The following is a 25458-nucleotide window of genomic DNA, read 5'->3' on the forward strand; positions in this document are numbered from 1 at the left end:
GCCGATCAAGGCGATGTACGACCCGGTGGGCGCGTTCAAGGATGTGTTTGGTGGTGTGCAAGGAGTCTTTGCGGGCCTGACTGGTGCGGCAAAGATTTCTGGCGGCCCAAGCTCCGAACCAAGCTCTCAGACCGTTCGCTCGTCGAAAGCCCCGGTGCGCTTCATTCTCGGTCGGGCCAGCACCGGCGGCGTGCTCGCCTGGGTTCAGGAACAGTCTGGCGACCAGACCAGTGGAGAGTGGATTCACATCGTCTACGTGCTGTCCGAGGGCGCCATCGCGGGGGTCGATGAGATCTACGTGGATGAGCGTCCGCTGTCTGACCTGGGGGAGAATGCCACGTCCGAGGTGATCATTGATCCGACCCAGGTGAACGCATTCCTCCTGGCAAACTGCCCAGACTGGCGCCAAGAGCAGATCGGCCGGGGCCTGTCGTTTGTTCGGTTGTCGTTCAAGTATGACGCCGAGAAGTTTCCGTCGGGCATCCCGGATGTGCGTTTCGTGGTCCGTGGGCGCAGCGACATTTATGACCCCCGCAACGGGAATTCCGGCTACTCGGCCAACACAGCGTTGCTGATCCTCTGGTACCTGCGCAACCGCTGCGCGATCCCTGACGACGAAATCATTTTTCAGTCCTTCGCGAGTGCTGCCAACATCTGCGATGAAACCGTCATCGGTCCGGATGGCAAGATGTCGCCCCGTTACTTCGCCGGCGCAGTCATTGGCGCAGATGAAAAGCGCAATACCGTCCTGGATAACCTGCTGTCGGCCTGCGCGGGAACGCTGATCCGGGTTGGCGGGCGCTGGTCGCTTCAGGTGGGCGCCTACTACGGGCCAGCCGACTTCACCATCAACGAAGACATGGTGATTGGCACTGTTGAAGGTACGACCGAGGTCAGCAACAGCGATGCCATCAACACCATGCGCGGGACGTTTGTTGACCCCGCGCAGGCCTGGGCAGAGACCGACTATCCGGAGGTCGCAATTCAGGACTGGATCGCTACCGACGGCGGCGAGCTCGCTGAGTCGCAGTCGTTTGCCTACGTGACAGATGCGTACCTGGCGCAGCGGCTCGCAAACATCAGCCTTCGGCGTCGGCGCTCGGGTGGCTCCCTGGCCGTGCCGCTGAACTTCAATGGCTACAATTGCCGCCCGGGGCGTGCAGTCAAAGTCGATCTGCCGTCGCTGAATATCCTGGGCGAGTTCATGGTCACCGATTGGACCATGGGCGCCGCTGATGCCTGCAAAGTCACCCTCAAGCCCTATGAGCAAGCCATTTTTGATGATGCTGTGGGTCAGCCCTATGACCCGCTGGGGTTCATCAACCTGCCGGTCGGCGGCCTGGCTGCAGTCACTGGCTTGGCGTGGACCCCCAGCGGTGTGGCCGAGGTAGTCCAAGGCGTGCTGAGCTGGACGCCACCGATACAGACCGTGCTCAGCTACACCGTGACGATTCGCAAGGGCACCGAGGTTGTACAGTCCCTCAAGATTGGCGGTGAAGCCTCGGGGTGCAACATCAATGGCCTCACCTCTGGCGTTTACGCCATGAGTGTTGTTGCCTTTGGCCCTGGCACCCGATCTGGCGAGGCAAGCATCAGCGTTAACGTGGGTGGCCCTCCCGTTCCGGAGAGCTGTGCTGTGTTTGCGTCGGTCGATACCATCACGCTGGTACCGGCCAACCTGCAAAACAGCCTTAATGGCGGCACCTATGAGTACTTCTATGCCACCAACCCTTCGGCGCCTATTGCGGACGCTGTGTACTTGGGACAGGGCCTGACCTTTACCCACACTGGGCTGGCATTCGCCCGGGAGTACTTCTACTACGTGCGGGCCGCGAACGCGTATGGAAAAAGTGATTTCCTGTTCGTGCCTGCTGCGACATCCAGCGATCCAACCCAGATGCTGGACGTCATTGCAGGCCAGATCACCGAAAGCGAACTGGGTAAACAGCTCACCAGTCGCATCGACCTGATAGACAAGAATGGCCCTGGGTCGGTGAACGATCGGATAGGGACGGCCAAGACCGAACTGGCCCAGCAAATCAGTGAGGTGAACAACGCCCTCAACACCACCAAGGGCAACTTGCAGCAGCAGATCACCGCTGTGAGCGTTGATGTGTCGGCTGCCAAGGCCGACCTGCAGCAGCAGATCGCCAACGTCTCGGCCTTGGCCGGCTCGTTGCCGTACCGGAAAGACAAGGCCTACAGCGTCGGGCAAAGCGCCCTGGGCAGTGATGGCAAGTTGTACCAGGCCCTAAAAGCGGTACCGCTGAACACGCCACCGCCGAACGCCACCTACTGGACCGATGTTGGCCAGGCGGTGGTGACTGCCAACGGCATGGCCGCGCGCGTCCAGACCATGGAAACCAAAGTCGAAACCCTGGAGGGCGCCACCTCAGCCCAGGCCCAGCAGATCTCGGGCCTGCAGTCGAGCCTTACCACCACCAACGGCAACGTGTCGGCTGCCCAGCAGGCTGCGCAGGATGCGGCCACGCTCGCGGGCGGGAAGGGCAAGGTCATTGTTCAGTCGGCCGCGCCTGCCGTCGCCGACCGTCTGGCTCAGAACCTTTGGATCGACACCACCAGCAATGCCAACACGCCGAAGAGGTGGAGTGGCACCGCCTGGGTCGCTGTTACTGACAAGGTTGCAACCGATGCTGCCGCAGCTGCCGCCGGCGCATTGGCCTTGGCCCAGACTAAGGCCGACGCCACGGTAGTCAGCAGCCTGACCACCCGGGTCAGCGATGCCGAGGGCAAGCTCACGTCGCAAGCCACCCGCATGGACGGCATGCAGACCAGCATCGACGGCAAGGCCAGTTCGCAGGCGCTGCAGCAGGTCACGAGCCGTGTGACGGCGACCGAGGACAAGGATAAGGCCCAAGATCAGCTCATCAGCTCGCAAAGCCAGGCGCTCACCTCGCTGACTGACAGCGTGAGCAAGAAGGCGGATGCTTCGGCTGTCCAGTCCCTGGGTAACCGAGTAGAGGCTGCTGAAGGGGCACTGAGCAGCCAGAGCACTGATATCACGCAGCTGAAAAACAGCGTAGGCGCTGCCCAGCCATTCGTTGCTGGCCGTGCCTGGGAGTTCACCGGCTCGACAAGGGGTTGGGTGGCGACCGCGACAAACGGGACGATTACTGCGGGCCCGCTGTTTGCTACCGTGACTGCAAACACGAACCTTCAGTGCAATTTCACCCCAGTCGTTGCAGGCGCAGAGAACCCTTATCTGCGGATCAGGCTACGGCGGCGTAATACCAGCCGGGCGGGTGCCCAGATGTACTGGGCCAACGAAGACGGCGGGTTGGCCGAGGCAAGGCGCTTTGGGTGGTTCATCAGCACCACAACCACGGATTGGCAGGACATCGAGCTTGACCTGTCCGGCCATGCCGGGTGGAACGGCAAGAAAATTTACGCCATCCGCCTGGACATGATGAGCTCCGGTGATACAGGCGGCGAGATCGATATCGCTTATATCGCCGTTGGTAGGCGTTCCGCCTCGGCCTCTGCAGAAGCCGTTTCCACTCTGAGCAACGCGGTTACCGAAGCAGAAGGAAAGCTATCCAGCCAGAGCCAGTCGATCGTAAATCTGCAGGGTGGGCTCAATGCCACAAACGGTAATGTATCAGCTGCGCAGAAGGCTGCCCAAGACGCATACAGCCTCGCTGATGCCAAGGGCAAGGTGATCGTCCAAAACTCAACACCTTCAGCCATCAACCAGCAGATCCAGAACCTTTGGATTGATACCACAGGTGGTGGGAACACACCCAAACGGTGGAATGGCTCCGCATGGCAGGCAGTTTCGGACAAGGTAGCCACGGACGCAGCAGCAGCAGCAGCCAATGCCCTGACTGTTGCCCAGAGCAAAGCCGAGGCCTCGGTGGTGCAGAGCCTGAGCAACAAGGTCAGCGATGCCGAAGGCAAGTTGACCACCCAAGGCCAGTCGATCACGGGCCTGCAGGGCAGCCTTACCACGACCAACCAGAACGTCACGGCTGCCCAGCAGGCCGCGCAAGCGGCGGCCACGGCGGCCGGTGCCAAAGGGGAGGTGATCTACGGATCGGCCGCACCGGCCACTGACAAGCGCCTGGCGCAAAACTTGTGGATCGATACCAGTGGCAATGCCAACACGCCCAAGCGGTGGAGCGGCAGCGCCTGGGTGGCGGTTACCGACAAGGTGGCCACCGACGCAGCGGCGGCGGCGGCCAATGCGCTGACAGTCGCCCAGAGCAAGGCCGATGCCTCGACCGTTCAGAGCCTGACCAACACGGTGAGCCAGCAGGGCCAAGACCTGATCGCCCAAGGTCAGGCGCTCACGGCAATAGACGTCTCCATTGGTGATGCCGGCGGGGAAAACCTGCTCTACAACCCGGCTTTCACCAAGGTCAACACGGTCGATCTGAGTGTGCCTGATGGTTGGGCCCGAGATGGCGCCGCGCCGAACAATTCCAGCATGGTTGAGTCTTGGCTGAATGCTGGAGAGCGCGCGTTCAGGTCGGCTGTGACGGGTGTTACCAGTGGCTCGCCGCATCTGTCGCTGATCCCTGCGTCTACGCGAAGGGTAAAGGTCGGTGGTTCGCAGACCGTTACGTCGTCGATTTACGCCCGGCGAGCAGCCACCTCTGGCCTGCTTTCCCTGCGCCTGTACTTCCAGTGGTTGAATGCTTCGGGCGGGGTGATTTCGGCCCCATTCTCGACGCTCAACCCGATCAGTGTTGACGGTAGTCGCCACACCCTGACGGCAGTCGCCCCCGCCGATGCGGTGGCCGCCGTTGTCTATTACCGGGTGCATGCGCCGACCACGACGGCCACCAACGGTACGTTTGAGCTGGCTCGGCCGCAGGTCGAGTACGGTTCTCGTGCCTCCGGCTGGCGGGACAGTGGCCAGGTGAATGCGGCGAACAACGCGGCCACCTCGACCGCTGTCGAGAATCTGACCTCGACGGTGAACCAGCAAGGCGACAACCTGAGCAGTGTGGCCGGGAGGACCACAAGCCTGGAGAACGGCCTTACCACCACCAACCAGAACGTCACCACGGCGCAGCAGGCCGCGCAGGCGGCGGCTACGGCGGCCGGTGGCAAGGGTGAAGTGATCTACGGTTCGACCGCGCCGGCGGCTGACAAGCGCCTGGCGCAGAACCTGTGGATCGATACCACGGGCAATGCCAACACGCCCAAGCGCTGGAACGGCAGCACCTGGCTGGCCGTCACCGACAAGGTGGCCACGGATGCGGCCACGGCCGCCGCCAGTGCGCTGAGCCAGGTGGCGACCAAGGCCGAGGCGTCGGCCGTGAACTCGCTGACCAACCGTGTCAGTAACGCCGAAGGTACGCTCAGCAGCAACAGCAGCGATATCACCCAGCTGAAAAACAGCATCGGCACGGCGCAGCCCTTCGTGGCGGGTAAGTCCTGGGAGTTCATCGGTTCAACCCTTGGATGGGTTGGCACCATCAGCGGTTCGACGTTCACCGCCGGCCCGCTGTTCGCCACGGCGGGCAAATGCCCGAACCTGCAGTGCAACTTCACCCCGGCGATTGCCGGCGCCGAGAACCCTTACCTGCGTATCCGGCTGCGTCGACGCAACACCACCCGTTCGGGCGCCCAGATGTATTGGGCGAACGAGGACGGCGGCCTGGCCGAGGCCCGCCGGATGGCGTGGACCATCAGCCTGACCACCAACGATTGGCAAGACATTGAGTTTGACCTGTCTGGCCACGCCGGCTGGAACGGGAAAAACATCATCGCCATTCGCCTGGACATGATGAACTCGGTGGACGCGTCCGGCGAAATTGACATCGCCTACATCGCGGTGGGACGCCGCTCGGCAGCCGCTTCGGCGCAGGCGGTGGCCAGCCTGGAGAGCAACGTTACCCAGCAGGGTGGCAATCTCACCGCTGAGGGGCTTCGCATCGACGGGCTGTATACGTCGGTCGCGGATGCCAACGCGGCGATTCAGAACGAAGCCAAAGCCCGGGCTGATGGGGATGGGGCGTTAAGCCAGCAGATTCAAACCACGCAGTCGTCTTTGGGCGCTACCAATGCTTCGGTGCAGCAGATCAGTACGGCGCAAACCGGATTGAATAATCGGGTCAACGCTCAGTACTCGGTCAAGGTGGCAGTTACCCAAAACGGAGTGTATGCCCTTGGCGGGATTGGGGTCGGCATCCAGAACCAGAGTGGTGTGCTGCAGTCGGTAGTGGCCGTTCTGGCGGACCAATTCGCGGTAATCAACGCCGCTGGCAATGGTTACGTCAGTCCGTTCGCGATTCAAGGCGGCCAGGTGTTCATGAATGATGCCTTCATCCGCGATGGCAGCATCATCAACGCCAAGATCCAAGATGCCGCTATCAGCAACGCCAAGATCGCCAACGGCGCTATTACGTCGGCAAAAATCGGGGTGGCCGAAATTGACACGCTGCGCATCCGTGGCAACGCCGTCACGGTTCCGGTTTCTGCTAGCAGCCCTGGTATTGTGTATGGAGCTGGTGAAGGCCAATGGCGAGACTTGATAGCCATTGGCGTACAAATGGATGAAGGGGGGTACATCACTGCGCAGTACAGCTGCTATCAGGGATTTGGCAGCGGTATCCGTAAGTACCAGTTCCGCATGGAAATCAACGGCCTGGTAATCGCAGAAGGTGGTGGCGACTGGGCGGACGGCTTCCCCAACCTGATGGGCTCAATTGGCGTAGGCCCTGGCTACTTCGTCATCACGGTGAAGTGGTGGGGGGAAAACGCGGGCGTGAGCGTCAAAAACCACACCCTCTACGCAATGGGGACCAAGCGATGAGCAGCATTGAACACTATGCCGCCTACGAGACAGACGGTCGGATCGTGTTTGCCGTCAGCTGCCCGCCTGAGCACGGCAAGAACATTATCAGGCTAAACACCGACCGGCCCTTCGTCCAAGTGGCCACACCAGCACGGCCGGCCGAACACTACGTCATTGGCCAGATGCTCAAGGAGCGCCCCCAGATGGGGGCGGTTCTCCAAGGGAACTGGTTAAAGGGTGTGCATGAAGGTGCCGCCGTCAACATCGAGAGCGAAACCTACACCGCTGACGGCAGTGACATCGAGCTGGGTTTCTCGGCGCCCGGTACCTACCACGTGACGGTCACTCTGTGGCCGTATCGCGATCAGGAGTTCACCGTTGAAAATTCAGCATAAGTGCGACCACGCTCGGCGCCGTTCGGCGGAGTACCCGCCGGTCGAAGAGCAGCTGGACATGCTCTGGCACGCCATGGACCAGGGCCTGATGCCCAAGGCTGAGCCGTTCTACACGACCTTGCAAAAGGTCAAACAGCAACACCCGAAAGCTTGAATGCTGCACACCAACCCATGCCCGCCGAGAGCGGGCTTCTTTTTGTCTGGAGAAAACCCATGCCATTTGTCGCCATCAACCTGAGCAATGACTACGAAGTTGCCAACAAAATCCGTTACGCCACCCAGGAGGAGGCCGACGCCCGTGCCCGCGAGATCCTGACCCAGTTCCCGGCCGCCCAGGTCTGTGTCGCGCAGGTGCTGAAGGACTACACCGCCAAGGTCTCCATCAGCGCGAAAGATCCGGCAGAGCCAGCACCGGAGCCTGAAGCGCCAGTTGCCTAATACGGCTCAAATCACTTTTCTTGGGTGGTGGCATATTGCTACATTGCGCCCCGCAAATTCCCAAGGATGAATCTTCACATGAAACATATGCTCTTCCTGGCCATGATCGCGGCAAGCAGCGCTCTGACTGGCTGCGTTGTCCAAAGCACATACAGCAAGACGATTGCTGTCACCAAAGACGCTGATGGCAAGGTACTACAGACTGTCGAAACCGAGACAGTTGTACAGCCTGCCCAAGGCTACCCGATGCGTCTGCAGATGATTAAAGGCATCCAGCCTAACTGAGCTGAGCCGCAGAAAGAGAGCCCGCCGCGAGCGGGCTTTTTAATGCCGAATGACAGTGCAATGGCCAACTAGAAGTTCAAACCGAGCCCGCCTAGCGCGGGCTTTTTTTCGCCTGGAGAAACCCAATGCGTACATCGCAACGCGGCTTGAGCCTCATCAAGTCATTCGAGGGCCTGCGCCTGCAGGCCTATCAAGATTCAGTCGGGGTCTGGACGATTGGCTACGGAACCACCAGGGGCGTGCAGGCCGGCATGAAGATCAGCAAGGAACAGGCCGAGCGCATGCTGCTGAACGACGTGCAGCGCTTCGAGCCTGAGGTGGAGCGACTGATCACCGCACCGCTGAACCAGAACCAGTGGGATGCGCTGATCAGCTTCACCTACAACCTGGGCGCGGCCAATCTTGAATCGTCCACGCTACGCCGGCTGCTCAATGCAGGCAATTACGCAGCTGCTGCCGAACAGTTCCCGCGCTGGAACAAGGCAGGCGGGCAGGTGCTGGCCGGTCTGGTCCGCCGGCGGGCTGCTGAGCGGGATCTGTTCCTGGAGGCAGCTTGAACTGGCTCGGCGCGGTACCGGCCTGGTGCTGGTGGCTGATCGCGCTGGTTGTCGTGGCCGGCGGCCAGCAGTACCGGGTTATGGTCGCCCAGGGCGCTACGGCCCAAGCCCGAAAAGAACTGTCAGATTACCGCCTGCAGGTAGCCGAGCGCGACCGGCGCGCTGCGGCCCAGGCCCGACAGGAAGAACAACGCCGCCAAGCTGTGGCGGACAAGGAGGGCGAGAGTGCACGACAAAAACTGGAACTGGCTCAGGGCCGCGCCGCTGCTGCTGAGTCTGCTGCTGGTGGGCTGCGGGGTGAAATCGATCGACTGCGCGCCGGCCGAGCAGCCACCTGCGGTGCCATCGCTACCCAGCAGCGCCAGGCAGGAAGCTCTGCCGTCGTGGTGCTCGGGGGATTGCTTGAAGAGTCTGACCGAATGGCGGGAGATCTCGCAGCAGCGCTTGAGCGAAGCCGAATAGCGGGCCTGGCGTGCGAGTCCATCTATAATGGCCTGACTAAATGAGCAGGTCACCGGAATGGACAAGCGCACCTTCATTGGCATGGTCGAGGCCGGCGAGCCGCTGATTCAGCAGGCCATCGACGCCATGCGCGAGTATCACCAGGCCCAAGACCATGGCGCGCCGGCGGAGGAGGTCGAGCGGCTGCGCCTGCTGGCCGAGTCCCTTTTCCAAGCTGTATCCGACTATCAGCTCAGGGCCGTGGCCAAGGCGCGAGGCAAGGAGCTGCCGCCACTGCATTAGGCCGCCGGCCGGTGCTTGCCGCAGGTGGCCAAGTCATCAGATACTGTATCAATATACAGTTATCGGCCAGCCACCATGCCTTCAACCATGCCCTCAGAAACTGACCACCTACAGGTGTCCATCGACGATTTGCTCAAACTGCGCGCGCCCAACGTCTACCTGGTCAAGGTGGAGGGCGACAGCATGCAGGGCGCCGGCATCTATACCGGTGACCTGCTGATAGTCGATCGCCTGGCTGAGCCCAAGTCTGGCAGCATCATCATCGCCGCGCTGAACGGAGATGCCACCTGCAAGCGGCTGATGATCCGTGACCGCCAGGTGGTGCTGGTGCCGGACAACCCCAAGTTCCCGTCCAGGTACATCATGGAGGGTGACCAGTTCGAGGTTTGGGGTGTGGTGACTCACAGTATCCGGGATCACGACCGGTCATGACAGGGGCGGGACAATCCTGGGACACCGGTTGTCCCAAATAGGCATGAACTACCAGCACCAGCAATTAAGCGTTTTCCCATGTATTCCGGGGCTTGCAGGGCAAACCCCAGCAAAACCAAGGGGGTCATAACGGATTGCAAATCCGTCTACGCCGGTTCGATTCCGACCTCGGCCTCCACCATTCGAAAGCCCCGCAGATTAACGTCTGCGGGGTTTTTCTTTGCGCGTCAAAAAATGCCAAACGTTCCTAAACTAAAGGCAGCCCTACGCCTGATGCCTGTCAGTTAAGCGTTACTGGGGCTGCTTTGCAGCCCTTCGCGGGCACGCCCGCTCCCACACGTTTCAAACGCTGAACTCAGGAAATGCGCGATCCCCTGTGGGAGCGGGCGTGCCCGCGAAGGGCCGCAAAGCGGCCCCAAATTACGTAACTGACAGGCATTAGCCCTACGCCTGATTGCGTACTGCTGAGCCCCGGCCACGACGCTGTCTTGCGCCCCTTACGAGGCGCACGTGCGGGCTGGCCGAAATCAAGCTGTTGCTGGCATGCTTGTCTGCGCACGAAAGGGAGCAAAGGGTGCCCGTAATGAATCGTTCTTGCACTACCTACTACTTGGAAATGACTTCGGCTTCAGACCTGCAGGCGAAGCCCCAGCGGCATGACCTACAGATTATCGAGTGCGAAGTGCCTCAGGCGCTATTCAACAAATTCCTCTACCAGCTCGTAGGCGCGTCCTGGGAATGGGGCGATCTTGATACCTGGCATGACGCCGATTGGCAGGCACTCGTTGAGCAGGATTGCCATCGAACGTGGGTTGCCTACCACCGAGGTGCAATTGCCGGCTACTACGAGCTTTATCGTCCCGATGGCCGTAACAGTGAGATCCGATATTTCGGGCTGGCGCCGCAGTTCATAGGGAGCGGGTTCGGCGGGGCGCTGTTGAGCCACGCCGCCCTATCTGCATGGGAGTGGCCTGGCACAGAGCGGGTATGGGTGCACACATGCACACTTGACCATCCTGCTGCCCTTCAAAACTATCAAGCACGGGGATTTCGCATTTACAAGCAGGTGGAGGAAGCAGGCTAATGAGCGCCTGCGAAGCGGGAAGCCCGGCTACCCGCTTCAAAACCCCAGGTCCCCCTGACGGTCCCGATCATTGGCAGGCTCTATCAACTCCGCCCCCTCGTTGCGAACATTGCCCACTGCTTTTCCAACCGGAAACCAGCGGAAATCCTGTGCGGGGCGGCAGCCTTTTTCGATGATCGTCGCCGCACGTTGCGCCGATGTGGCGGGGTCCAGCCATTCCCTTGCCAGTTGCGGCGTCAGCACCAGAGGCTTTCGGTCGTGGATGTCGATAAGCCCTTGGTCTGCGGCTGCAGTGATGATCACGAAGCCATCGCGCTCATCCGGTGCCACGCCGTGGTGCACCTCTGCCAGCGCCGCAAAGAAAAGCGGGCCGCCGTCGGCACTGGTGATGTAGCAGGGCTGCTTGCGCTTTGGGTCCGCTGGATCCGCGAGCCACTCAAACCAACCATTGGCAGGCGCCAGGGCTCTGCCGTTCGGCCAAAGCGCCTTGAAGAACTTACCTGTTACTGCCGTCTCGGCTCGAGCATTGATCGGATCCGGGCGCTTGCCTTTGGCCCAGGCAGGCGACCAACCCCACTTGACCCGATCCACGTACAAACCGTCACCACGCTGGCGAACGAGTTCCACGCGCGTGGACGGCGCAACGTTGTAGCGGTTGATCGGCTCGTGGTCGTAGCCATTGATCACCACCAGGTCCAGCGCGAGCTGGCGCAGGTAGTGATCCATCGACTCGTAGATCGAGTAGCGCCCGCACATAATCCACCTCTCGTCCGTCAGAATTTTCGCCGTGCGTGATTGACCGCATGCCCAATGCCGGATTTACTGTATATGCATACAGTTTGCATTGGACCTTCCGTCATGACCATCACCTATCTCGGTCCGCCGACTGGCGGCACCGAATCCTTCCCGCAGTACTCGTTCCACGTTCCGGCCGGTTTCCCTTCGCCTGCCGCAGACCACCTGGAAGGCCATATTTCCCTGGATGAGCTGTTCGACATCCGCGCACCCCATGTGTATCTGGTGAAAGTTGAAGGCGACAGCATGCAAGGCGCTGGCATCTACTCAGGTGATCTGGTCATCGTAGACCGTGGCCGTGAGGCGGAGCACGGCGACATCGTCATTGCCGCGGTCAACTGCGAGCCGGTGTGCAAGCGCCTGCACCGCCGCGACGGGGTGGTGATCCTCAAGTCTGAAAACCCCGCTTACCCGGCGCGGTACATCATGGAAGGGGATGACTTCGTGGTATGGGGCGTTGTGCGTTACAGCGTTCGTGACCATGCGCAGTGACCCGGTTTTCGCGCTCATCGACTGCAATGCGTTCTACGCGAGCTGCGAGCGTGTGTTCAGGCCCGACCTGGCCAAGACCCCGATCGTGGTGCTGAGCAACAATGACGGCTGCGTGATTGCCAGGTCATACGACGCAAAACCCTTCGTGAAGATGGGCGAACCGTATTTCCAGGCCAAGGACAAATTACGCCGCCACGGCATCAAGGCTTTCAGTAGCAATTACGCGCTGTATGGCGACATGAGCGAGCGCGTCATGTCGCTGATCGAGTCGATGGTGCCTGCCGCCGAGGTCTACAGTATCGACGAGTGCTTCGCTGACCTGTCCGGAATTCAGGGCGACCTGACCCTGTTTGGGCGAAATGTGCGTTCAAGAGTCTTTCAATGCACGGGCATCCCGGTTGGCGTTGGCATCGCCGGTACGAAGACGCTCGCCAAGCTGGCCAACCATACGGCCAAGCGCATACAGGCCCAGACGGGCGGGGTTGTGGACATTACCGATGCGTTCAAGCGCGACTGGGTGCTCCGCAATACCAAGGTGAAGGAGGTGTGGGGTGTTGGCCGGCGCATGGCCGCCCACTTCGAGGCAATGGGCATCCATACGGCGATGGACCTGGCCAGGGCCGATGCCTGGACGCTGCGACGCAAGTTCAGCGTGGTCGTGGAGAAAACGGCCCGGGAGCTGGCCGGTACGCCCTGCCTTGAGCTGGATGAGGTCGAGCCGCCGAAGCAGGAAATATGCTGCAGCCGCATGTTCGGCAGGCGGCTTGCTGAACTGGCGCCGATCAAGCAGGCAGTGGCCACCTACGTTGGCCGTGCGGCGGAAAAATTGCGTGCCCAGGGTTCGCTGTGCAAGCGCATGCGCGTCAGCATCCGCACCGGCATGTTCAACCCGCAGGAGCCACACCACGCCCAGGGAGCATTGGTGGAGCTGCCCTATCCGACCTGCGACACACTGCTCATGACCGGGCTGGCTACGGCAGCGGTCGAGCAAATCTTCCGCCCCGGGTTTCGCTACAGCAAGGCCGAGGTGCTGTTGATGGACCTTCGACAACCGGGCGAATTTTCAGAAGATCTTTTTGCCCTGAAGCAGTCGGTGGCGTGCGACCGATTGATGGCGGTCATGGACGACATCAATGGGCGCTGGGGGAGGGGTACAGTGCGCACTGCCAGTGTGCCCGCGGTGCCGGATTGGGGCATGAAGAGGGAGATGATGAGCCAATCCTACACGACGCGAATTGACCAGTTGTGGAAGGTAAAATGCTGAGTCGCGCCTCGGCTTGAGTTCTCCGCAGGCTAAAAGCCTGCGGAGGGTACGTCGGTTAGCTCAAAACCCTGTTTGACCGTTGTTGTACAGGATGGTGTAAGAGTCATCGGTTCTTGGCTCTATCATGATGGGCATGCCGAACAGCTCGCCTCGGCATTGGCATTCACTGATCTTGCAGCGAGGCACATCACCTCGCCTGAACACCCTCCATAAGGCCTCATCGTGTATCAGGATGCGCTTGACCAAGTTCCCTGGCGCCTCGCTGACCTGCGCAACGTAGTGGTCAAGATCACAACCGAAATACGGTATGGTAACTTCTTGTACAAAGCCGATATTCACACCATGCTTCTCGAGATCCTGCCTGATACGCTCGATCACCTCTTCTGCTTCACTTTTTATCATGATGGGTATCTCACGTTGCGTGTGTTCATCAAGAACTTTAGCTCACGCGGCGGTGATGCCCTGGTCACTCTGTCGGATTTTTGTGCGCAGCAGCGAGTAACGCAGCGCTAGCCTTCCGGCAGGCTCGTTCCACAGATGAATTCCTTCGACCCCAGCCGGTGTGACCCATGCTCGACCACATAGCCCGCGCCGCGCCGCCGCGCCTCTGCCTGTGCTGTTTGCTGGTCGGCATAGACATCGACAAAATGCCAGGGGTAGCGGTCTCTTAGTACACCCCATCCAAGCACCCAGCCTGGACGGCTGGGGTCTTGGGGAAGAATTCTGGCCAGGCTGCGAATGGTCATTGCTGTCTCCTGCAAGTACAAGCCGCACAGACCATTCAAAACCCTCACGTCGAACAGTGCGAGATTTTTCTTTGAACCTGGTGTGCCGGTGATCGGTCAGCATCACCGAAGGGAGTGGTCTGTATCAGGGTATTTCCCAGCGTACTGTTGAAATGTTTCTCAGCTATGGTTGAACGTAAGCGATGTTCACCAACGACGGAGTCAGGAATGGATTATTCCAGCATGGTTGAATCGTTGGACAAGATTCTCAAAGAAGCGGCTGCCGATTGCCCGCGTGAGGGTGGGCCGGCCGGCCAAGTGTTTGCCGGTGCTGGCAATCATCAATGTATTCGTAGCCATGCGTGCGCAACGTCGCCACTCGTGGACGGGGTGACCCCTTTGCTACAGGGCATGAACGCGCGGTCGAACTTGAGCGTTGCCCCAATGGGCAGAAACTGACCGGTGGAAGCGAAGCCCGCAACGGATTGTCTGCGGGCTGTGCAGTGGTAATCTTCGGCGCGTAGTCAGCAGGTCAACCTTCGAACTGGATCACCATGCGGCCTTTGATCTTGCCTTCCAGCATCTCGTCGAAGATCTGGTTGATGTCTTCGATCGGCCGGAGTGTCACCTTCGGCACGACTTTGCCTTCTGCGGCAAACTGGAAGGCCTCCTGCAAGTCCTGGCGCGTGCCCACCAGCGAGCCGACTACTTCGATGCCGTCCAGTACCAGGCGGGGGATGTTCAGGTTCATGGCTTCGGAGGGCAGGCCGACCGCAACTAGGCGGCCACCGGCACGCAGGGCGTCTACCGCCGAGTCGAATGCGGCTTTGGCTACTGCCGTAACCACGGCTGCATGGGCACCACCGGTCTTGGCCTGAATGACTTTCGCTGCATCCTCGGTGCGGGGGTTGACCACCATGTCGGCGCCCATCTCGCTGGCGAAGCGCAGTTGCTCGTCGTTGACGTCGATGGCAATCACTTTGGCGTTGAACACATTCTTCGCATATTGCAGGGCCAGATTGCCCAAGCCACCGAGGCCATAGACGGCGATCCACTGGCCGGGGCGAATGTTGGAGCTTTTCACGGCCTTGTAGGTGGTGACGCCGGCGCAGGTGACGCTGCTGGCCGCTGCAGAGTCGAGGCCATCAGGCACCTTGACCGAGTAGTCGGCCTTGACGATACAGGCCTCGGCCATGCCGCCGTCGACGGTGTAGCCGGAATTCTTCACTTCGCGGCACAGTGTTTCGTTGCCACTGGTGCAGTATTCGCAGTGCCCACAGCCCTGGTAAAACCAGGCAACGCTGGCGCGGTCGCCGGGCTTGAGCGAAGTGACACCAGGGCCTACCTCCTGAACCACTCCAATGCCTTCGTGACCCAGCACGACACCGGTCTTGTCACCGAAGTCGCCATTTTTGACATGCAGGTCGGTATGGCATACCCCGCAGCATTGCATCTTCAGCAGCGCTTCGCCGTGTTCCAGTGGGCGCAGGGTTTTCTCGACAACGTCCACGCGACGGCCTGGCGCAACAACAGCAGCTTTCATAGGAGCCTCCGTGTCTATCCGAATGAGCTTGGGTGATGGCCGGATCAGCATAGACCTTGCGCGGGAGGGGAAAACTGCTCCAGATCATGAGGGTGAGCAGCCACAGGCTGTCGAACAAAGAAAAGCCCGCGGCAAATGTGCGGCGGGCTGCAAGAACGTACGGAGCGGGGTCAGTGTGCGCAAGCAGATGTCGGTATTTCGTGAAGCGCAGGTGATCAGCCTGTCATTTGGGGCGGAGTCATTGGCGGGGCGGAAAAAAGCCCGCCATGAAGGCGGGCAAGCAACGTTTGAAGGGAGAGCCTGCAGATTGGGCTGGTGGCATTAACGGTGCATTAATAGCCCCCATTGACCCGGCACCTCGATCGGCCTATACAGGCCTGCCAAACACTTCAGGAGCCAGCATGCGCGACCAAGACGACCTTCACGAGCCGGAGCACGATTATCTGCTCGATCACGAATTCCTCTATGGCGACGACGTGGAACACGAGGCGGACGCCCAGGGCGCCGAAGATGAGCTGGAGGAAGACGAAACGCCGGGTGACTTCGATGACCTTGATGAAGAGCGGCTCGAGCACCCGGCGTGGTTCGATGACTGCGACGACTGACTCAGCGCCCGTCTACGGAGAAGCGCCCAGGGCCGCTCACGGCCAATAGCAGCAGGCCACCCATAATGGCCATGTTCTTCAGGAACTGGGTCATGTTGGCACTGCGTTCGGGGTCGACCATGTTCCAGAAAGGGTGGCCGATCAGCGCGGTGCCCAGCACGAACAGCGCGAACAGCGCTGCCAGTGGCCGGGTATAGAAGCCAACGATCAGCAGGATGGCGACCACGAACTCCATCAGTACCGCAATTGCGGCCGCCAGCATGGGGGCGGGGGCACCCAGGGAGGTCATGTAGGCGACGGTCCCGTCGAAACCGGTCAGTTTGGCCCAGCCTGACAAGACGAACAGGATCATCAACAGCACGCGGGCAAGCAGGATGATGATGTCGCGTTGACCATCGAATAGGGAGTAGCGCATGGCGGCGTTCCAGTGGGCGAATGTATGCTCCACTTTAGCAGCTGCGCAAAACATTGCTGCCAGACGCTAAAAAGGTGCCATGCAGGCGCCTTTTCAGGGGAATTTGGTGCGAGTGGCGGGACTCGAACCCGCAAGGCTCACGCCGACAGATTTTAAGTCATTCTGCCCCTCATTCCGCTTACGAGAGCTGTTGAAAGCTTACGAGAGCTGAACTCGGCTTACTTGAGCTTAAAAGGTTTGAGAATCAAAGCCTTGAAGTGAGTATTGCACCGCTGCCGAGGGCTTGTGAGAGCTGAGCAGGGCTGTTGGGTGCTGAGTTGAGCTGCCGGCGCAGCTACCAAGCCCGCTACCAAGAGCTACTAAGCTATCGAGTCGAATGAATTGATCGTTTTTTAGACAGCTTTAAGGCATGTGAAGGCTCACATAGCTTAGGCACGAGAGATAGATCAGCAGGAATGTGGTGCTGATGGCCGGGTCTTGCGAAGGAAGGGGTGTTTAGTGGTGCCCCGAGCCGGACTCGAACCGGCACACCTTTCGGCGGCGCATTTTAAGTGCGATGTGTCTACCAATTTCACCATCGGGGCGCGATGTGAGCTGGCGATTAGACACGAAAATCTTGCGGAAATCAACGGTTTAGAGCCAGGAAGGAGTGTGGGCGTGGCATTGAAGATCAATTTCACTAAAGATGCGCTTAGAGACCTGGTTTGCCCTGAGGGTAAGTCTGAGATTTATGTGTATGACACTCATACAAAAGGCTTGGCTTTACGCGTCACCAAAGCCGGTGGAAAAACCTTTAAAGATCAGCGGCGCAAGATTGACGTCTTCGACTACAAGTCTACGAAACTACCAGTTATCAGGGAGGTTGCTGAAAAGATCTACGCTAACCTTGATGTGATTTTGGTTGAGGAGCATAAAAGAGCCTGAGGGAAAGCATTACTGTTAATGAAGCCTTTGAATCGATGATTGCTAATAAAACTAAACTTGCTAAAAGCACTATTGGCGATTATACGAAAACCTACGATAACTACATCAGACCTGTGTACGGTGATCTAGCGTTGATCGCTGTGACGAATGACATTGTGCTTGAACTGCATGCTAAAACAACTGCGCCAGTGATGAGGGCTAGTGGGGAAATGAGTCAGCCGCGCAACCGTTCGGCTAATAAAGCGGTTTCGTTATTGGGCTCGGTTTTCTCTTATGTCATCGTTTTTTTTAAGGATGAGGCAGGGGTGCGTATTTATACTTACAATCCGGTGGATATCATGACTGCGCTTGGCAATTGGCATGACAACAAGCGCGACAAGATTCGGGTAAATCCAAACGAGCTTGGAGCTGTTATCTCAAGTGCAATTGAAATTGGTGATGCTCAGCCACGGCGCGAAGTCCCAACCTCATTTAAAACTGCATCAGCAGCTGTTCTCTTTATGCTTTTTTCGGGTGTTCGTCCTGGCGAAATTGAGAAGATCAGGAAAGACTATGTTTGTCATGAAACCAGGTATATTGTATTACCTCCTCGTGACAAAGCTGATGAGTCTGATTCGCTAAAAAACTCCGAGGAATTCCACTTGGTACTCAATGACTCTGCGTATTGTCAATTGCTATATGCGATGAGGCAAACTAGTGGTGATTGCGTATTTGCTGGTGTCGATCAACCCAAAATTAGTGAGTCGAATGTCAGGGACTTTTTGACTAAAGTTTCTGAAAGTCTTATCGATAGGAAGCATCTCCCACGGAAAATTCTTCGAGCCATTTTCATTTCTATTGCTGAGCGTGCTGAGGTTGGAGCGTTTTATATTAAAGTCCTCTGCGATCATGACGGGGAGGGGCAGTCCGTGGACGTTACCGATGGCTATAAAACTGCATATCTCTCAGAGATTCGGCGAGCTGCAATTAGGGTCGAAGATGAGATTTATTCCAACGCCCAGGTTGATAAAGGATACGTTTGTCGTGGCTTTCTGCACACCTTGAGACCTCTCGACACTCAAATACTTGACGCAAAGTCAGTATCGCTCTAGCAGCGATTCGACTACCTGTAAGCGAAATCGCAATAGTTGCTTGCGACGTCGCAGTATTGTCTTGTGGTTTCGCACTTGATTACTGTGATTTCGCTTTGTGTTCCTGCGGTTTTGCACTCTGGTACTGCGATTTCGCATTCACACCTTGCGAGGGTTTGGTTATATATTCAACTTTCTCGAATTAATTGTTGAGGCACTAGAAGTGACCGGTCGTTTCGTTGTGCGAAGCAATGTTGTGCAGCAGCATGGAGTTGCCGCCAGCAAGCTGAACTTCCCATTCATGGAGGGGCTGCATCTGGACGTATCCTTGGGTGTGGGGTGCTGCCTATAAGTGGCCGCAATCTAAGGCACAAGCGGCCCAGCAGCAACCTCACTCCAGAATCCGCTTTACCTGCCAGCCGCAATGCAGACCGAGCAGGATGCACGAGTGGGCTTGAATGGTTTGTCCCCAAAAATTCTCGGAAAGGGTCAGCCGCACACAGTCGAGGTACGCTTTTTGCTAAGGAAATGCGTTTCTTGTAGGAGGTCGATCATGAAAAATAATCAAGTGGACATGACCACTGACGAGCTTGACCTCTTCACACAGGTCATCTGGAGGCTCAAAGCCTCTGGTGGTGACCAGGAGGATGTGAGGCGTCAAATCCTGGTGGATGTTACCAAGCTTCTCAAATCCGACTTCGGGGCTTCATACGTTTGCGACGATAGGCGCGCAGTTTCCACGCGTTGTGTATCGCTGAACATCGATTCCCGCAAGCTCATCGAATACGACAGCCACAGGCATGTGAATGACATCGTCACCTGGAAAATGCGGTCATTGAGGACAGCGACCTGTGTAGATGATGTGATCGACCGGAAATCGCTCGAGGCCAGTGAGCATTACGTTGATTTTCTGAAGCCATGCGGTATGCACCACGGGATCAACGTCTTCTTCTTTGATCAAGGGCGCGACATCGGAGACCTGAGGATATGGCGTAGCGCCGACCAGCCATCATTCAACTATCGCGATGTGGCCATGGTGAACGCCCTAACGCCCTATTTCGAACAGTCGTTGTCGTGCGTCTCTCCGCCCCCTGGCGTGGGCCTTACCAGGCGGGAGGTATCGGTGATCGAACACGTCGCAGCAGGTTGCAGCGACAAGGAGATCGCACGTTTGATGGGTATTGGATTTACCACAGTCAGAACGCACCTCAAGAATGCGATGCACAAAACTGGTGCAAGCAATCGTACCGAACTGGCGGTACGGGGCCGGCCCCACTGAACACATCCTCAATTATGAGGATTTTTGAGTAGTTCTCCGTATGGGTAAATGAGGCACCGGTGCCGGAGGGGTATCGGCCAAACCTCGGAAACCTAACGTGAATAAAAAAACAGCACTGCTGGCTTTGACCATCACATCCGGAATTTCAAACAGCTACGCTGCGGAAGCTCTGAGCCCTCTCTACACCCTCAGCGCTGAGCAGACCGCTCAGGCAATCTGCAGCAAGCAGGTCACCAGCCAGGAAGTAGTCAAATACTGGTTACAGCGGATTGATGCACGCCCCCAGCTCAACGCGTTCATCGCTGTAGATCACCGACGTGCCTTGGCGGAAGCTAAAAAGGTCGATGCTCGGCTTTCAAGCGGTAGGGAATGCAGGCCACTCGATGGCGTCCCGATTGCCATCAAAGACAACATTCAAGTTGTAGGTTTCGCAAATACTGCTGGCACTCCAGCCTTGCGCCATTTCATGCCTAAGGCGAACGCCCCTATCATCGACAAGCTCGAGGCCGCTGGGGCAATCATCCTCGGCAAAACCAACATGCATGAGTTGGCGTTTGGCGTGACGGGGTACAACCTGGGTTATCACACCAAAGATGTGATCGGCATTCGTAACGCTTTCGACCAATCTCGGATCTCAGGTGGCTCGTCATCTGGCAGCGCAGTTGCTCTTGGAGCGAGAATGGTGCCTATAGCACTGGGTACTGACACAGGTGGGTCAACTCGAGAACCTTGTGCGTTGAATGGCTGCTTAGGTTTCCGCCCCACGGTTGGTCGCTACAGCGGTCAGGGTATCACCCCCATTTCCCCTACCCGTGATACAGCAGGGCCCATGGCGAATACAGTCGGGGATGTGGTGTTACTCGACTCAATTCTAAGCGGGAAAAACCCATTGCCCGCAAAACCAGCAAATGGAATCCGCCTCGGACTACCGGATTTCTTTTGGGCAGATCTGGATAGCGACGTAGGGAAAGCTGCAAGTCAAGCACTTGAAAAACTCCAGGCAGCAGGCGTGCAGGTCGTGCCAGTTCAGATGCCTAAGCTCAAAGAGCTTGCTGCGGCAGTAGCCACTCCCGTAGCGATTGTTGAGGCCAAGAAAGCACTCTCAGCATATCTGAAGGAGCAAAATACTGGTGTCTCGTTCGACCAGTTGGCTTCACAGGTAGCAAGCCCTGACGTCAAGGCCATTTTCAACGACATGGTTGTTCCGGTACTCGTTCCTGGTGCTGATGGAAAGATGGTCGCGGGTCAGCCTATCTATGACCAAGCCATCAAAGAAAGCCTTCCTAGACTGGAAGAACTCTATAAGCGCACTTTCGCAGAGAACAAAATTGACGCACTTCTGTTCCCTGCTGTTCCTGAGGTGGCAATCAAAACTGGCCCAGAAGCCGGAACCCCTGAAAACTTCCTACGCATCATCCGGAACTCCGATCCGAGCAGTAATGTAAAAATGCCCGGCTTGAGCATTCCAATTGGCCTAGGTGAAAAATCCAAGCTTCCCGTAGGAATGGAGATTGACTCCCTACCTGGCCAAGATGACGAGCTTCTCGCCATTAGCCGAACCCTTGAGTCGATTTGGGGCCCTGGCCCGATTCCAAGCATCGCTCACTGAAAAGCAAGTCAATAGCTATTTTTGAGTTCTGGGTAGACGTATGAATAAGTATAAAAGCTTTGCGGGCACCCCTGTGCGTGAATTAAGTTTTAAAGCGGTATTGACCATCACCGCAATCACTGGAGTCTTATTATCCAGCGTTGCGTTGGGAGATGACAGCGCATTCAAACCGCATTATGTCGTCACGAACCAATCTCTTAAAAATCTGGACACGGGGCCACGCCCCCACAGCTTTGCGAATGCGGGGGCGATCTTTGCAGGAGCCGATTTAGACCTCGGCAAGCTACTTGATAACAACCTGGGTACTTTTCACTTCGAGTACACTTTCTTCCCTTGGATGAGGAATGAGGGCGTACCTACTGCCGATAAATGGCAAGGTGCAGTGGGCAGTGCTCTGGCCGGTTCGGTGATGCACAATGACATCGATGCAGGCTATTTGTCGCTCTTTGCGTACAGCCAGAATTTCCTGGATGATCGTTTGCAAATTACAGCTGGTCGGACTAACGCCAAGCGTTACTTCTATGTGTCCAACTGTGGGACTATCGTAGCATGCAACGACCCACTGATTGAGTACACAACCGGCATTCTGCCTTACCCATATGGCAGCTGGGGTGGCTATGCCAAATACACTGTGAATGACAATATGTATGTTCACGGTGGTGTATTCGAATCCAACCCCGAAGACTATCTTAAAAAAACTAAGGGGGTTCACTGGGATCCGGGCAATGCCAGCGGAGCAACCAGCCTCGCCGGGGTGGGCCTTGAGCAGACAATTGCCCAGAACCCCTATCCATACCGCTATGAGCTTAATGCCTTCCACAACAGCGCTGAGCAGATAGATATTTCTGATGGCTCGAAACATCGAGGCAGCAGCGGGGCCATCTTCCGGTTCAGTCAGACCGTGGCTCGTGATGACCTCTCAGATCCCAAGTCGCTTGGCCAGGCCTGGCAGGTGTTCGGGGCATGGTCATACAATGCTGACAACTCGCAGCCGTTCGAGCATTTCCTAGAGGCTGGTGTTACCCGAGTGGGGCCATTCGGTCGACCTCAGGATTCTGTAAGCCTCAAGGCTAGCTACCTGCGCCTGTCCGACAAGCAAGTTGATTTCCAGAATCAGCAGCGCTTCGCTGCAACTGGCCTAGATCAGCATATGTCAAAGGGAGAGTCTCGGGTCGAGCTGAACATGCATTGGCAGGCAACCAAGTACCTGTCATTTGAGCCGAGCGTTCAGTACATCTTCAATCCGAGCAACTTTTACAACCCAAGCGCTGAGGTGAGCGGAAATGGCACGGTGCTCGGCCTTCAAGTCGTCTACGACCTGGGCTCGCAGATTGGACTGTAGATAAATCGATGGTTGCCTACCACTAAAGGTGGGCAACCTCCGTTGAATCACTCGTTTTCGCCAATTGCTGCCTGGACTTGGTTGATAAACCAAGTAAGCGCAGTAGATTGCTCACTGCGTGAGTGCCAATGCAACGTCACTTCAAAGCATGGAACCTCAAACGGTAACTCCATTGTTTTCAACTTGGAAGGCAGCGGCATCTCGCAGAAGCTCTTGGCAATCCTGCTTGGCAGAATGACAAGAAGCTCAGTACCTGGAATTACTTTCGGCAGGACTGAGAAGTGGGGAAGCTTCAGTTTAATTCTCCGCTTGATACCAAGCCGCTGCAGGACATCCTCTGCCATCCCGTGTCCTGAGGTTCTGGTGACTAACACATGGGGTTCGATCTTGAACTGCTCCATAGATAGGTCAGATCCAATACGAGGGTGAGCACCATCAAGCAGGCAGACGTAACGTTCAGAAAGTAACGTTTTTGATGAGATACCAGCTGCGGTAAGAGTCCGGCTGCAGATTGCGGCGTCAACATGACCCTCACTCAGCCAAGTGCCAACAGACTCAATTTCTAGAGGAACAATTTCCAGCTCTATGTTTGGAGCCGTCACATTGAAGTTATGCATCAAGCCCGGCAGAAAGGCCATTTCTCCCAGGTCAGACAGTGCAAGTTTGAATCGTCTGGTGGAGTGGCTTGGCTCAAAGCGCTTCGCATCTGCCACCACGGTATCAATGCACCTCGAGGCTTCCTTAAAGCCTGGGTACAGCTGAGCAGCCAGCCTGGTGGGTTGCATCCCCTGGCTACTTCGCACGAAAAGAGCATCGTCAAACTGCTCCCGAAGCTTAGCCAGCGAGTAGCTGACGGACGGCTGAGTGACGCAAAGGCGCTCAGCTGAAACGGTCACGCTGCCGGTTTCATATAGCGTAATGAAGGCCGTGATGAGGTTGAAATCGAACTGGGGCATAACAGGCACCAAAATAAAGGCTGTCTATATAGTACACACAAAACATTGATTTGATCGATTCTTAAGCGCTTTTTACGATAGTCCTGTCACGTACCAACGGGAATTCTCTAAGTGAAAACAATACATTCCGCCTCCTACGCCCTGCTTCGCCGTCATGGCATGACCACCATGTTCGGCAACCCTGGCTCCAACGAATTGCCCTTCCTGAAAGACTTCCCGGAGGACTTCCAGTACATCCTCGGCTTGCACGAGGGCGCAGTGGTGGGTATGGCGGATGGCTATGCGCTGGCGAGCGGCAAGCCTGCTTTCGTAAACCTCCACGCTGCCGCAGGCACCGGAAACGGCATGGGAGCGCTCACCAACTCCGTGTACTCCCACAGCCCTTTGGTGATCACTGCAGGCCAACAGGTTCGTTCGATGATCGGCGTCGAAGCGATGCTGGCAAACGTGGATGCGCCACAACTTCCCAAGCCCCTAGTGAAGTGGAGCTACGAGCCCGCCAACGCCCAGGACGTACCACGTGCGCTGAGCCAGGCCATCCACATCGCCAACACAGAGCCCAAGGCTCCCGTTTACCTTTCGATTCCCTACGATGATTGGGAGCAGGACTCTCCTGCAGGTGTTGAGCATCTGGTAGATCGCGAAGTGCAAGTTGCCGGCCTGCCAGATACCCGGCAATTGGCGGTGCTCGCTCAGCGGCTCGACGCAGCCAAGAACCCGGTTTTGGTTCTGGGCCCGGATGTTGATGCCACGCGTGCGAACCACGCTGCAGTAATGCTGGCGGATAAGCTTCGCCTGCCTGTCTGGGTGGCTCCATCCGCTTCACGTTGCCCGTTCCCGACCCGCCACCCTAGCTTCCGTGGCGTACTGCCAGCTGCTATCGCTGGGATTAGCAAAACGCTTGATGGTCATGACCTGATTTTGGTCGTAGGTGCTCCAGTATTCCGCTACCACCAGTTCGCTCCAGGTGATTACCTGCCGGCAGGTGCCCGCCTGATTCAGATCACCTCCGACCCCCAAGAAGCCGCGCGCGCGCCAATGGGCGATTCTCTAATCGGTAACATCCGGGCCACCCTAAGCGCTGTGGCTGAAGCCGTTCGGCAGCGTGACATCGCTTATCCAGCACAGCGTGAAATCGCCCCTGCCGCCGCAGACGAACCCAATCGCTTGCACCCCGATTCGCTGTTCGAGGTTCTCGACGCAGTTGCCCCGTCAGACGCCATCTATGTGAAGGAATCTACTTCGACGACCACTGCTTTCTGGCAGCGCATGAACCTTCAAAACCCTGGCAGCTATTACTTCCCGGCAGCTGGTGGTTTGGGCTTCGGCTTGCCTGCCGCAGTAGGTGTCCAGTTGGCAGAGCCAAATCGCCGCGTAGTAGCACTGATTGGTGATGGTTCCGCTAATTACGGGATCACCGCTCTTTGGACTGCTGCCCAATACAAAATCCCAGTAGTTTTCGTGATTTTGAAAAATGGAACCTACGGTGCCCTCAGATGGTTTGCCGGCGTATTGGAAGTAGATAACGCACCAGGCCTCGACGTTCCTGGCTTGGACTTCTGTGCGATTGCCAAAGGCTATGGCGTTAAAGCGGTTAATGCGGATACCCGAGAGAAGTTTGAAGCAGCATTGCGTGCAGCCCTGGACTCCACGGAACCAACTGTCATTGAGGTTCCAACTGTAACTATCCAGCCTCACTAAGAAATCTGTCATACATTATAACAACAAGAGAAGTGCT

Annotated in this window: 26 protein-coding genes and 1 tRNA gene; 20 read left to right on the plus strand and 7 right to left on the minus strand. The window is 57.5% G+C overall.

Features of this window, described 5'->3' with window-relative positions; translation table 11 throughout:
• The first annotated feature begins 13 nt into the window (after nucleotides 1–13).
• The 10 genes from AACG97_RS10535 to AACG97_RS10580 all read left to right on the plus strand — a co-directional run bounded on the left by AACG97_RS10535 (nucleotide 14) and on the right by AACG97_RS10580 (nucleotide 10701).
• Nucleotides 14–6784 (plus strand): phage tail protein, encoded by a 6771-nt coding sequence (locus AACG97_RS10535; RefSeq protein ID WP_338464363.1) that lies wholly within the window; start codon nucleotides 14–16, stop codon nucleotides 6782–6784.
• A complete protein-coding gene (locus AACG97_RS10540; protein WP_232554942.1) occupies nucleotides 6781–7161 on the plus strand; it encodes a hypothetical protein in 381 nt (126 codons plus the stop codon). The genes AACG97_RS10535 and AACG97_RS10540 overlap by 4 nt, the downstream gene beginning before the upstream one ends.
• The gene (locus AACG97_RS10545) at nucleotides 7145–7315 is read left to right on the plus strand and encodes a hypothetical protein (RefSeq protein ID WP_169775235.1); all 171 of its coding nucleotides are present in this window, start codon (nucleotides 7145–7147) and stop codon (nucleotides 7313–7315) included. The genes AACG97_RS10540 and AACG97_RS10545 overlap by 17 nt, the downstream gene beginning before the upstream one ends.
• Before the next feature lie 59 nt (nucleotides 7316–7374).
• The gene (locus tag AACG97_RS10550) at nucleotides 7375–7599 is read left to right on the plus strand and encodes a hypothetical protein (protein ID WP_047594974.1); all 225 of its coding nucleotides are present in this window, start codon (nucleotides 7375–7377) and stop codon (nucleotides 7597–7599) included.
• A 102-nt stretch (nucleotides 7600–7701) separates the two neighbouring features.
• On the plus strand, nucleotides 7702–7884 hold the full coding sequence (locus AACG97_RS10555) for a hypothetical protein (protein WP_070086287.1): 183 nt from the start codon (nucleotides 7702–7704) through the stop codon (nucleotides 7882–7884).
• 125 nt (nucleotides 7885–8009) lie between these two features.
• Complete coding sequence (locus AACG97_RS10560; RefSeq protein ID WP_232554943.1) at nucleotides 8010–8441, plus strand: lysozyme; 432 nt, start codon at nucleotides 8010–8012, stop codon at nucleotides 8439–8441.
• Nucleotides 8438–8947 (plus strand): DUF2514 family protein, encoded by a 510-nt coding sequence (locus AACG97_RS10565; protein WP_232554944.1) that lies wholly within the window; start codon nucleotides 8438–8440, stop codon nucleotides 8945–8947. The genes AACG97_RS10560 and AACG97_RS10565 overlap by 4 nt, the downstream gene beginning before the upstream one ends.
• 13 nt (nucleotides 8948–8960) lie before the next feature.
• On the plus strand, nucleotides 8961–9185 hold the full coding sequence (locus AACG97_RS10570) for a hypothetical protein (protein WP_070095167.1): 225 nt from the start codon (nucleotides 8961–8963) through the stop codon (nucleotides 9183–9185).
• 87 nt (nucleotides 9186–9272) lie between these two features.
• Nucleotides 9273–9617, plus strand: a complete 345-nt coding sequence (locus tag AACG97_RS10575) for a LexA family protein (RefSeq protein ID WP_232554945.1) — start codon at nucleotides 9273–9275, stop codon at nucleotides 9615–9617.
• Nucleotides 9618–10200: 583 nt separating this feature from the next.
• Entirely contained in the window at nucleotides 10201–10701 is a 501-nt protein-coding gene (locus tag AACG97_RS10580) for a GNAT family N-acetyltransferase (RefSeq protein WP_009682124.1), read from the plus strand.
• A 36-nt stretch (nucleotides 10702–10737) separates the two neighbouring features.
• Here the strand turns inward: AACG97_RS10580 and AACG97_RS10585 are convergent, their stop codons facing one another.
• A complete protein-coding gene (locus tag AACG97_RS10585) occupies nucleotides 10738–11457 on the minus strand; it encodes an SOS response-associated peptidase family protein (protein WP_009682125.1) in 720 nt (239 codons plus the stop codon).
• Nucleotides 11458–11559: 102 nt separating this feature from the next.
• Between AACG97_RS10585 and AACG97_RS10590 the strand changes: the two genes are divergently transcribed.
• Both AACG97_RS10590 and AACG97_RS10595 read left to right on the plus strand, forming a co-directional pair.
• Complete coding sequence (locus AACG97_RS10590) at nucleotides 11560–11988, plus strand: LexA family protein (RefSeq protein WP_009682126.1); 429 nt, start codon at nucleotides 11560–11562, stop codon at nucleotides 11986–11988.
• Nucleotides 11978–13252, plus strand: coding sequence for a Y-family DNA polymerase (locus AACG97_RS10595; RefSeq protein ID WP_054890210.1), 1275 nt, complete (start codon nucleotides 11978–11980; stop codon nucleotides 13250–13252). The genes AACG97_RS10590 and AACG97_RS10595 overlap by 11 nt, the downstream gene beginning before the upstream one ends.
• Before the next feature lie 60 nt (nucleotides 13253–13312).
• On the opposite strand, the gene AACG97_RS10600 is transcribed toward AACG97_RS10595, so the two are convergent.
• Both AACG97_RS10600 and AACG97_RS10605 read right to left on the minus strand, forming a co-directional pair.
• Complete coding sequence (locus AACG97_RS10600; RefSeq protein ID WP_009681233.1) at nucleotides 13313–13654, minus strand: hypothetical protein; 342 nt, start codon at nucleotides 13652–13654, stop codon at nucleotides 13313–13315.
• A gap of 107 nt (nucleotides 13655–13761) precedes the next feature.
• On the minus strand, nucleotides 13762–13998 hold the full coding sequence (locus tag AACG97_RS10605) for a hypothetical protein (protein ID WP_033690011.1): 237 nt from the start codon (nucleotides 13996–13998) through the stop codon (nucleotides 13762–13764).
• A gap of 207 nt (nucleotides 13999–14205) precedes the next feature.
• Between AACG97_RS10605 and AACG97_RS10610 the strand changes: the two genes are divergently transcribed.
• Entirely contained in the window at nucleotides 14206–14436 is a 231-nt protein-coding gene (locus tag AACG97_RS10610; RefSeq protein WP_125855064.1) for a hypothetical protein, read from the plus strand.
• Nucleotides 14437–14509: 73 nt separating this feature from the next.
• On the opposite strand, the gene adhP is transcribed toward AACG97_RS10610, so the two are convergent.
• A complete protein-coding gene (adhP, locus tag AACG97_RS10615; protein ID WP_009681232.1) occupies nucleotides 14510–15520 on the minus strand; it encodes an alcohol dehydrogenase AdhP in 1011 nt (336 codons plus the stop codon).
• 401 nt (nucleotides 15521–15921) lie between these two features.
• Between adhP and AACG97_RS10620 the strand changes: the two genes are divergently transcribed.
• A complete protein-coding gene (locus tag AACG97_RS10620) occupies nucleotides 15922–16125 on the plus strand; it encodes a hypothetical protein (protein ID WP_009681231.1) in 204 nt (67 codons plus the stop codon).
• Nucleotide 16126: 1 nt separating this feature from the next.
• Here AACG97_RS10620 and AACG97_RS10625 read toward each other — a convergent pair whose 3' ends face one another.
• Nucleotides 16127–16540 carry a DoxX family protein gene (locus AACG97_RS10625; RefSeq protein ID WP_009681230.1) on the minus strand — a complete coding sequence of 138 codons (414 nt, stop codon included), beginning with the start codon at nucleotides 16538–16540 and terminating at the stop codon, nucleotides 16127–16129.
• 499 nt (nucleotides 16541–17039) lie between these two features.
• Nucleotides 17040–17124: transfer RNA gene (locus AACG97_RS10630), tRNA-Leu, on the minus strand.
• Nucleotides 17125–17197: 73 nt separating this feature from the next.
• Between AACG97_RS10630 and AACG97_RS10635 the strand changes: the two genes are divergently transcribed.
• The 5 genes from AACG97_RS10635 to AACG97_RS10655 all read left to right on the plus strand — a co-directional run bounded on the left by AACG97_RS10635 (nucleotide 17198) and on the right by AACG97_RS10655 (nucleotide 22764).
• On the plus strand, nucleotides 17198–17464 hold the full coding sequence (locus AACG97_RS10635; RefSeq protein WP_009681229.1) for a hypothetical protein: 267 nt from the start codon (nucleotides 17198–17200) through the stop codon (nucleotides 17462–17464).
• 35 nt (nucleotides 17465–17499) lie between these two features.
• Entirely contained in the window at nucleotides 17500–18555 is a 1056-nt protein-coding gene (locus tag AACG97_RS10640; protein ID WP_197885058.1) for a recombinase, read from the plus strand.
• 532 nt (nucleotides 18556–19087) lie between these two features.
• Nucleotides 19088–19813 (plus strand): helix-turn-helix transcriptional regulator, encoded by a 726-nt coding sequence (locus tag AACG97_RS10645; RefSeq protein ID WP_115293845.1) that lies wholly within the window; start codon nucleotides 19088–19090, stop codon nucleotides 19811–19813.
• Nucleotides 19814–19910: 97 nt separating this feature from the next.
• Nucleotides 19911–21422 carry an indoleacetamide hydrolase gene (iaaH, locus tag AACG97_RS10650; protein ID WP_009681225.1) on the plus strand — a complete coding sequence of 504 codons (1512 nt, stop codon included), beginning with the start codon at nucleotides 19911–19913 and terminating at the stop codon, nucleotides 21420–21422.
• 40 nt (nucleotides 21423–21462) lie between these two features.
• Complete coding sequence (locus AACG97_RS10655; RefSeq protein ID WP_009681224.1) at nucleotides 21463–22764, plus strand: carbohydrate porin; 1302 nt, start codon at nucleotides 21463–21465, stop codon at nucleotides 22762–22764.
• 47 nt (nucleotides 22765–22811) lie between these two features.
• Here AACG97_RS10655 and AACG97_RS10660 read toward each other — a convergent pair whose 3' ends face one another.
• Nucleotides 22812–23720 (minus strand): LysR family transcriptional regulator, encoded by a 909-nt coding sequence (locus AACG97_RS10660; protein WP_009681223.1) that lies wholly within the window; start codon nucleotides 23718–23720, stop codon nucleotides 22812–22814.
• Between the two features lie 111 nt (nucleotides 23721–23831).
• Between AACG97_RS10660 and mdlC the strand changes: the two genes are divergently transcribed.
• Entirely contained in the window at nucleotides 23832–25421 is a 1590-nt protein-coding gene (mdlC, locus tag AACG97_RS10665) for a benzoylformate decarboxylase (RefSeq protein ID WP_033690010.1), read from the plus strand.
• Nucleotides 25422–25458 lie beyond the last annotated feature (37 nt).

Source organism: Pseudomonas sp. Nvir (genome assembly GCF_963778085.1).
In the GTDB taxonomy this organism is placed as follows: Bacteria; Pseudomonadota; Gammaproteobacteria; order Pseudomonadales; family Pseudomonadaceae; genus Aquipseudomonas; species Aquipseudomonas juntendi.

What these genes read in the sequence shown, in the direction of transcription:
- AACG97_RS10535 (WP_338464363.1), top strand. Translation starts at nt 14, where the DNA reads ATGTACGACCCGGTGGGCGCGTTCAAGGATGTGTTTGGTGGTGTGCAA.
- AACG97_RS10540 (WP_232554942.1), top strand. Translation starts at nt 6,781, where the DNA reads ATGAGCAGCATTGAACACTATGCCGCCTACGAGACAGACGGTCGGATC.
- AACG97_RS10550 (WP_047594974.1), top strand. Translation starts at nt 7,375, where the DNA reads ATGCCATTTGTCGCCATCAACCTGAGCAATGACTACGAAGTTGCCAAC.
- AACG97_RS10555 (WP_070086287.1), top strand. Translation starts at nt 7,702, where the DNA reads ATGATCGCGGCAAGCAGCGCTCTGACTGGCTGCGTTGTCCAAAGCACA.
- AACG97_RS10560 (WP_232554943.1), top strand. Translation starts at nt 8,010, where the DNA reads ATGCGTACATCGCAACGCGGCTTGAGCCTCATCAAGTCATTCGAGGGC.
- AACG97_RS10570 (WP_070095167.1), top strand. Translation starts at nt 8,961, where the DNA reads ATGGACAAGCGCACCTTCATTGGCATGGTCGAGGCCGGCGAGCCGCTG.
- AACG97_RS10575 (WP_232554945.1), top strand. Translation starts at nt 9,273, where the DNA reads ATGCCCTCAGAAACTGACCACCTACAGGTGTCCATCGACGATTTGCTC.
- AACG97_RS10580 (WP_009682124.1), top strand. Translation starts at nt 10,201, where the DNA reads ATGAATCGTTCTTGCACTACCTACTACTTGGAAATGACTTCGGCTTCA.
- AACG97_RS10585 (WP_009682125.1), bottom strand. Translation starts at nt 11,457, where the DNA reads ATGTGCGGGCGCTACTCGATCTACGAGTCGATGGATCACTACCTGCGC.
- AACG97_RS10590 (WP_009682126.1), top strand. Translation starts at nt 11,560, where the DNA reads ATGACCATCACCTATCTCGGTCCGCCGACTGGCGGCACCGAATCCTTC.
- AACG97_RS10595 (WP_054890210.1), top strand. Translation starts at nt 11,978, where the DNA reads ATGCGCAGTGACCCGGTTTTCGCGCTCATCGACTGCAATGCGTTCTAC.
- AACG97_RS10600 (WP_009681233.1), bottom strand. Translation starts at nt 13,654, where the DNA reads ATGATAAAAAGTGAAGCAGAAGAGGTGATCGAGCGTATCAGGCAGGAT.
- AACG97_RS10605 (WP_033690011.1), bottom strand. Translation starts at nt 13,998, where the DNA reads ATGACCATTCGCAGCCTGGCCAGAATTCTTCCCCAAGACCCCAGCCGT.
- AACG97_RS10610 (WP_125855064.1), top strand. Translation starts at nt 14,206, where the DNA reads ATGGATTATTCCAGCATGGTTGAATCGTTGGACAAGATTCTCAAAGAA.
- adhP (WP_009681232.1), bottom strand. Translation starts at nt 15,520, where the DNA reads ATGAAAGCTGCTGTTGTTGCGCCAGGCCGTCGCGTGGACGTTGTCGAG.
- AACG97_RS10620 (WP_009681231.1), top strand. Translation starts at nt 15,922, where the DNA reads ATGCGCGACCAAGACGACCTTCACGAGCCGGAGCACGATTATCTGCTC.
- AACG97_RS10625 (WP_009681230.1), bottom strand. Translation starts at nt 16,540, where the DNA reads ATGCGCTACTCCCTATTCGATGGTCAACGCGACATCATCATCCTGCTT.
- AACG97_RS10640 (WP_197885058.1), top strand. Translation starts at nt 17,500, where the DNA reads ATGATTGCTAATAAAACTAAACTTGCTAAAAGCACTATTGGCGATTAT.
- AACG97_RS10645 (WP_115293845.1), top strand. Translation starts at nt 19,088, where the DNA reads ATGAAAAATAATCAAGTGGACATGACCACTGACGAGCTTGACCTCTTC.
- AACG97_RS10655 (WP_009681224.1), top strand. Translation starts at nt 21,463, where the DNA reads ATGAATAAGTATAAAAGCTTTGCGGGCACCCCTGTGCGTGAATTAAGT.
- AACG97_RS10660 (WP_009681223.1), bottom strand. Translation starts at nt 23,720, where the DNA reads ATGCCCCAGTTCGATTTCAACCTCATCACGGCCTTCATTACGCTATAT.